Source organism: Pelatocladus sp., from assembly GCF_059505505.1.
Genome location: NZ_JCACKS010000248.1, coordinates 26,248 through 33,615, shown reverse-complemented (window position 1 = coordinate 33,615; position 7,368 = coordinate 26,248). Strand labels below are relative to the sequence as shown.

General features: G+C 39.0%; 5 protein-coding genes. 3 read left to right on the top strand and 2 right to left on the bottom strand.

The genetic code is table 11. From position 1 onward, the window contains the following. Positions 1–372: 372 nt before the first annotated feature. Positions 373–561, bottom strand: coding sequence for a photosystem II reaction center phosphoprotein PsbH (gene psbH, locus AC5JMK_RS25440; RefSeq protein WP_016858681.1), 189 nt, complete (start codon positions 559–561; stop codon positions 373–375). A gap of 85 nt (positions 562–646) precedes the next feature. Here psbH and psbN point away from each other — a divergent pair, with 85 nt between their 5' ends. Continuing rightward, positions 647–778 carry a photosystem II reaction center protein PsbN gene (gene psbN, locus AC5JMK_RS25435; protein WP_016858682.1) on the top strand — a complete coding sequence of 44 codons (132 nt, stop codon included), beginning with the start codon at positions 647–649 and terminating at the stop codon, positions 776–778. An 82-nt stretch (positions 779–860) separates the two neighbouring features. On the opposite strand, the gene AC5JMK_RS25430 is transcribed toward psbN, so the two are convergent. After that, entirely contained in the window at positions 861–4,157 is a 3,297-nt protein-coding gene (locus AC5JMK_RS25430; RefSeq protein ID WP_495911274.1) for an alpha-mannosidase, read from the bottom strand. A gap of 230 nt (positions 4,158–4,387) precedes the next feature. Here AC5JMK_RS25430 and AC5JMK_RS25425 point away from each other — a divergent pair, with 230 nt between their 5' ends. Together AC5JMK_RS25425 and AC5JMK_RS25420 are read left to right on the top strand one after the other, a co-directional pair. Further along, positions 4,388–5,962: a hypothetical protein gene (locus tag AC5JMK_RS25425; RefSeq protein WP_096675249.1), complete on the top strand. Its 1,575-nt coding sequence runs from the start codon at positions 4,388–4,390 to the stop codon at positions 5,960–5,962. Positions 5,963–6,468: 506 nt separating this feature from the next. Beyond that, positions 6,469–7,209 (top strand): N-acetylmuramoyl-L-alanine amidase, encoded by a 741-nt coding sequence (locus AC5JMK_RS25420; protein WP_096675248.1) that lies wholly within the window; start codon positions 6,469–6,471, stop codon positions 7,207–7,209. The last annotated feature ends 159 nt before the right edge of the window (positions 7,210–7,368 follow it).

The window sequence follows — 7,368 nt, the reverse complement described above, 5'->3', positions numbered from 1 at the left end:
TTGTCAAAACAAGTAAAAAGTAAAAAGTAAAAAGTAAAAAGTAAAAAGTAAAAAGTAAAAAGTAAAAAGTAAAATTCCCACTGATAAATCTGTGGGCTTGAAAAAAAGGACACCTTTTACCTTGCACTACGTGTCTCGGTAAAATTATGAGTGTTTAAGTGGGCTTGATACCCACAACTGAAGTTTTTTATGAGTGCCTTTTAACTTTTAACTTTTTACTTTTAACTTGGAGCGAAGCGACTGTCAACTCTAGTAAACCAATTATCATGATGAAGTAAGTGCATTGTTTTAATTCGCGTAGCGGTGACAAAAAAACCCGGATTAACCGGGTATGGAAGGTAAAGCTTATGTATTCAGTTAATAGACAAAGCTCTACCAACCGACTCTGACATCTTGGATAATAATTGACTTGTTATAAAGTTGCAGAATAATCAGCAGAAACACAAAAAACAGGCCCATAAAAACAGCCATCACAGGAGTAGTACCCCAACCTGGGGCAACTTTACCGTATTCAGAGTTCAAAGGTCTGAGGATATCTCCTAACCGCGTCCGTTGTGCCATATCTCACCTTAAGATAGTTGCCAAAGCATTTTTTAATCTTCTGTAATATTCTATAAGAATAGCACTCATAATCCATCTTTAAATTATGGAACCCGCAACAGTTCTTAGCATTTCCGTTGGTGCAGTTGTGATCGTCATCACAGCGCTATCCATTTACACTGCTTTCGGTCCGCCCTCTAAGCAGTTGAGCGATCCCTTTGAGGATCATGAAGATTAATTTGAAAATAGAGTTGCATGTTTATGTGACAGAGGCGATCGCAACGACACCAGTGTTGTTCTCAGTTTATGACAACTTGGTGTCACGGTGCGCCACCTGTAAGTTGCAACATAAAACTAACAACTTTCCAAGGTTGTATCGTTAATTTTTCTGAAACAGATGCAGATTCACTAATAGACAAAGGACGCTCCAACAAATCGACTGATCCCTCCAAAATCAGCCCCAAATCATTCTGCAAAGACAACTCGGCTGTTTCTCCATGACACTCATAACAACGCAAAATCCACTTTTGCGACTCATCTTCTGCTTGTTTAAATGCCATTAAAATTAAATTTTCTGCTGATAAATCTAAGAAACTCACTCCTAACCCCTCTGGGTCAACAGATTCGGAAACATTGGATGATTGAGGATGGTTAATTGGACACACAATTACTTGCAAAGGTACATTTAATTCATACCCGCGTCGGGCTGTATGGGCTGATTTCCAATCACCAGCATGGGGATACAAAGCATAAGTAAATTCATGTACACCTCTATCTGCTTGAGAATCAGGCCAATTAGGACTTCTTAAAAGTGTTAGCCGTAGTTGATTTGGTTGAGCATCATAACCATATTTACAATCATTCAGCAAACTCACACCGTAAGGATTGGGGATTGGGGATTGGGGATTGGTGAAAAGTTCTTCCTTGTCCCCCTTGTCCCCCTTGTCCCTCACTTCTTCCGTCAAATCTGCCCAACGCAAAGCGGGAACTTCCCATTTTGCTTTTTCTGCTGGAGTTGCGGGTTTGGTGGGACGAGCAATTGCACCACAGGGAATTTCGTAGGTAGCAAAGTCTGCTTCAACATTAAGAGGAAAGGCTGCTTTCACTAATATATGCTCTTCTTGCCAATCTACCTTCATGGCAATTTTCAGCACAGATGAAGCTCTTGGCAAAATGTAATCACAGCAAAACTCTGATTTACCAAGTTGCTGTACCACACGCAAGCGGTGTTGTACTGGCCCTTGTTCTAGACATTGGATAGATTTCAGAGTAGCTGATGGTAGAGGATTTTGGGCATAATTGGGATCAATATTCCATGCATCCCAATATTGACCACTATCTTGAAAAGCTTGTAATAGATTCCCGCCTGCTTGATTGAGAACTTCTCTATTATTAACCTTGTCAAAAACACTCGCTAAATTACCAGTTTGCTCGTCAATAATGATCAGCAAAAATTCATTTTCTAAAATCAATCTTTCTGACGAAATTTGTTCTTGCTTTTGCAAGCTTAATTTGGTATCTTCAGACTGGGTTTTGTTGTGTGCATTTTCTACTTGACAAGAACACAACCAAAAAACACGGTAGCCAACTGCTGGAATATCCCTTGCTAAAAACAGCAGTGTGGAAGTTTCACCCAACTGGGAAACGAGTTTGTTTCCAGAATAATCATAAATCTGCCATTCTTGATTGGGTGCAGTGGTAGAGGGTAAACCAACGCTCACGACCTCAGAACGCTGCCAATTTAAGGAATTGAAGACAACTATAGGTAAACTATCTGGTTGTGGTGGCGTTGGGAAAGAAATTTGAGATGCGATCGCTCGCAAGGATTCCTCTAATATCTTCGTACCGACCTTTTCCACTTCCTGCCACTCAACTAAAGCATCCTCGTAGACTTCAGTAATTGAGGAACCAGGTAAAATATCGTGGAACTGGTTAAACAAAATTTGCTTCCAAGCTGCTTCCAATTCCACTTTTGGATAATTTACTCCACATTTAATCGTGGCGATCGCACTGAACAATTCTGCGTGGTACAACAAATTCTCACAACGACGATTCCAACGTTTTTGATCGCTGTGAGTAGTATAGCAACCACGATGGAATTCCAAGTAGAGTTCATCATTCCAGATGGGGATAGTGGTTGATGTTTGAGAATTACTCGTTGATTGCAGTTGTTGGAGATACTTTTGAGCAGTCGTAAATTCTACTTGGGGGAATAGAGGGGATTTTTGCCAGCGTTGGGCAATTTCTAACATATCACGAGTGGGACCACCGCCGTGGTCGCCGACACCAGGAAGCCAAAGCGAGTCTGTAAATCCAGTTTGAGTTTGCCATTCAATGGCATAATCAGCCATCTTTACAGGATCGATACCTTCACCCACAGGCGCGGACATCAAACTCAGTATTTCGCTACCATCAGGAGAACGCCACCAAAAAGCACCGTAAGGAAACTTCGTCGTATCATTCCAACGCAACTTTTGCGTCACAAAATACTCAATTCCAGACTGCTGCATAAACTGTGGCAAAGTCGCACAAAAACCAAAAGTATCAGGAACCCAAACTATACTCGCCAGCTTGCCAAACTTTGCTTGCACATAACGCTGACCATACAATAATTGCCGGACTATCGATTCACCAGCAATTAAATTTAATTCTGGTTCCACCCAAAAACCACCGACAATTTCCCAAAGTTCCGCCGCAACTTTTTCTTGAATGGCTCTAAATAAATCCGGGCGATTTTCCTCCACCCAAGCATACAAAGCTGGTGTCGAATGACAAAAAATTAACTCCGGAAAATCTGAGTATAATCTTAAAACCGACTCAAAAGTACTCTGCGCTGCTTCCCAAGTTTCACTCACACGCCATAGCCAAGCCATATCCAAATGAGCATGACCCAACAGATAAATTTTTGATGTTGGATTTTCGATTTTGGATTTAATTAAACACTCCCGCAATGACAACAGAGAATTATCAAACTCTCTGCTCTGTTTCTTCGCGTCTGTGCGGTTCATCACCTCATCCACCACCACCGCCAAACTATCCAACCTCTCAGGTGCAAACTTTTGCAAAAAACGCTGCGTCACCGCCAATTCATCAGCCACAAAACCAGGATCACGACATTGATCATCAGTAGATTCATAAACTAAAAGCGATCGCACCAACGCCCCATCACAATGTCCCGGACTCACCAAACGTATAGTTATAAAAAACTCTTCCCCTGATCTTACCGTCTGACTAACTAAAATCCGAGGTGAACAATCAAACAAATCTCCTTCACCCACCAACTCCCCATTCACATAAATTTTGGCAGAATTCGCCCACCAAAGCAACGCCAGTCGCAAAGACAAACCCTGTAGCACATAACCCTGCAAGTCTTGGGGAATCACCAATTTTTGTGCTAGCCACAAAACTTTTTGTCCCCCAGCCCAAGCAATATTTCCTTTAGGATTAATCTCAACAGGCGTCCACTCAGACAAGGAAGAAGCACTCACATCAGTCACAGCCAAATCACCTGCAAAACAGCGCCAATTTGAGAGAATATTCTCTTGACAAAAAGAGCGCAATTTCTCAATTGCAGCTGAGATAATTTTGGTATTGGATGGCGATACGGGAGAGGTCATATTTTCGCTATTATTGATGGCGTAAATATTAATGTATTTCTCTTGGAATGTTAGTGGATAGTGGTTAGTAGTTAATTACTAACTACTGTAAGGGTGAAGCATTTGTATGGGTATCTTTGTTAAAAACTAAATATCTTCGTACAAATGCTACGCCCCTACTAACAAACAACCACTTTATTTTTTAGTGGAAATCGGATAAATAGCAAAGCTCTCAACAAAAATTCACTACCATGTCTTCTGCTTCCTCTGAACGCTATCAAAGCAGACTTTTTAACTTCGTTCACAAACAATCTCGACGTTGGAGTGAAGGAGTAGGGCGCACCTTTCGTCATCTACAGGTTGCTGCCAATTGGTCTTTAGAAGCACTAGCTTATCCCGTATTTATACTGCTTCAAAAAGCGCGAGAGTCAGCTGGTAAACAACTACAAGCCACTGGAGAGCAAACACAAAATCCACAAATAGCAAATTATACTGATTTTCAGTCAGAAGCACCCCCAGCATCCGATATCCCCATTCAGCAAGTGCTAAAGGTTGTGGAGAATCTGCAAATTATATCAAGACTCAAGACTCAAGACTCAAGACTCAAGACTCAAGGGTTTAGAATTACTCCACATCTCGATTTATCATCTAACATCCAGGGAATCGCCTCACAATTGTGCGATCGCCAACTGGTACTCGTTACCCTAGAAAATGAAATTTTAGATATATTAACGCCCCAACAACAACAAAAGTTAGAAGAGCATATTATTACAGAAATTGCTAATTATTGGCGTCAATGGCGCTTATCTCAAGTTAAAGAAGAAACAACAAACGTAATTGGTGAAATTAATCGCTTACTCACAAAGCTAACTGGTAGTAATCACAAAAACACAACACCAGCACTACTATCACCGAACACAGACCAAAATCCAGAAGAATTATCTTTATTAAATGCCAAGCGATCGCTAGCTTTATTAGATGCAACTGTTGCTAAGTTAGAGTCAAATGCTTTAGAGCCGATTTCTCATACTAGCCGTGAACTCATCCAAATCTTGCAAACTCAGTTGCAAATATTTATTTATGGAAAAGAGCAAATAGCAACTAATCAACAAACAACAGCCACCCTTGATAATTCCCATAATCCAACATCAAAGATTCAAAATTTGATTTGGGCAGCAATCAACTTCTTTTTTGGAGAAAGTCAGAGTAAAAAATTAGATCAGGCTAGATCCAAAAATCAAATTTCTTCAGGTTTCCAAATCAATCATCACAAAAAACTATTTGGAAAATCCCACAAGTTACAGAAAACTTCTAAAATGCAAAGTCATGAATTAATAGACTTGTGGCTGAGTGAAAGTGATATTTTTGGTGATGTTCAAATTATAGGTAAATCTCTTGATAATTCAAATCAAACAAATCCTTTAGTTAGCAATTCTCCGATTTCAAACTCAGTTTTTCCTAGCAATCAAACAGCAAGATATCCTCTGCAAACCTTGATTCATCGCTTGCAAAGTTTCACATTACAATCCAAAGAACGATTGGTACAAAAGCAAAATCCAGTAACTGATCTCACTTCTACTCAAACAACATTTCAAAAAATATCTATTGCAACACAAACAGTATTTGCTATTTCTCAGCAGCAACATCAGCAAACTACAGAAGTAGAAGCAAAACCAGACTGGATCGAAATAAAAGCCAAAACCATTGGTTATGACAAACATCCATTAGAGCAAATTCTAGGATGGTTAGATAGCACTATGTTGTGGTTAGAAGAAATGATGGTGAGAATATTTAAGTTATTACAGCGTTTATGGCGTGGAAAATAAATTAGTCATTTACTATAGCAATCCTAAATCATAAGCCCTTTGGGTAGGCTGCGCCAACGTGAGAAACTTGGAAACAATTTGGCAAATAAAATTCGCTACTACATAAATAAAGTCTACCTAAGTGAACTTTATAAAATAACCCGCGTAGGCGGGTTTCGTATGTGTAGCCGTGATTTATAATCGCCAGGACTGAATAAAATTTTACTCTTATTTTTGATATTTAATCTACGTATCATCTCATCCTTTAATTCGGACTGCTATATAGCAATCCTAAATCATTCGTGAACAACAAGATCCCCAATTGCTTAAAAGAAGTCGAGGATTTAATTTTCTCAATTTTCACAACTTCTACACGGATTGCTATAGTAAATAAAATCCAAATTTTGTTTTATTTTCCGAAAACTCCCTTATTGAATGTGAAGTAGTGATAAAGCATACCCAAAACAAAAGATTCCGAGTTTAACAAGTACACTTGTCCCACTTCACACACTTTAGGAGTTTATAGTATGAAATTTGGAATTGATATTGGTCACAACTGTCCACCTGATATAGGCGCGACAGGAATTAAGCAAGAAGACGATTTAACCAAAGCAGTTGGCGAAATTGTAATTCAAAACTTACAAAAAGCAGGTCATACAGTTGTTAATTGTACTCCTAGTTCTGCTACTGACCTGAATGACTCTCTGAGTAAAAGAGCAAATAAAGCTAACAGAGAAAAGGTAGATTTTTACGTTTCGATTCATTTTAATAAATTTAATGGGACAGCGAATGGTACAGAAGTTTACGCTATTAGTCCAAAAGCCAGCGAAGTTGCTGATAGAGTTCTAGATGAAATTGTTGGACTAGGATTTAGAGATAGAGGAGTTAAAAGTGCTAACTATTTCGTTTTAAAAAATACTGATATGCCAGCTATTTTGATTGAATGCTGCTTTTGCGATTCGCCAATTGATATGGCAAAATATAATGCTCAAAAAATGGCTGATGCAATTACAAAAGGTTTGATAGGCAAGTCTCAAACAACTAGCAAACCACACAATTTAATCATTAAAACGCCTACTTTCCTCAAGCCTTCAACAGAACAAGTTAAAGATTTACCAAAGGAAAGTTGTATAGAGATTAAACCTGGTACTTATCCAATTGTAGATGCTCATTTTGAAGAAGGGCATTATTTAGTCGAATGGCCTGATAGCAGTAAAGGTAATCGCCGTAAACATTTTGTTTTTGCTAGTCATAGCGAGATCAAATAAAATATCAATGATAAATTAGAAATATTAGAGGTTGTTTGAAAAGCAAAGAGTTTAAACTCTTTGCTCATAGCACAAGTCGTATAAAGACAACTCAAATAGATCAACCAGTCTGCTTGGGAGCATCCCAAATGTTTAAATTCCCCGCAGACTGGAAGTCGC

What these genes read in the sequence shown, in the direction of transcription:
- psbN (WP_016858682.1), top strand. Translation starts at nt 647, where the DNA reads ATGGAACCCGCAACAGTTCTTAGCATTTCCGTTGGTGCAGTTGTGATC.
- AC5JMK_RS25430 (WP_495911274.1), bottom strand. Translation starts at nt 4,157, where the DNA reads ATGACCTCTCCCGTATCGCCATCCAATACCAAAATTATCTCAGCTGCA.
- AC5JMK_RS25425 (WP_096675249.1), top strand. Translation starts at nt 4,388, where the DNA reads ATGTCTTCTGCTTCCTCTGAACGCTATCAAAGCAGACTTTTTAACTTC.
- psbH (WP_016858681.1), bottom strand. Translation starts at nt 561, where the DNA reads ATGGCACAACGGACGCGGTTAGGAGATATCCTCAGACCTTTGAACTCT.
- AC5JMK_RS25420 (WP_096675248.1), top strand. Translation starts at nt 6,469, where the DNA reads ATGAAATTTGGAATTGATATTGGTCACAACTGTCCACCTGATATAGGC.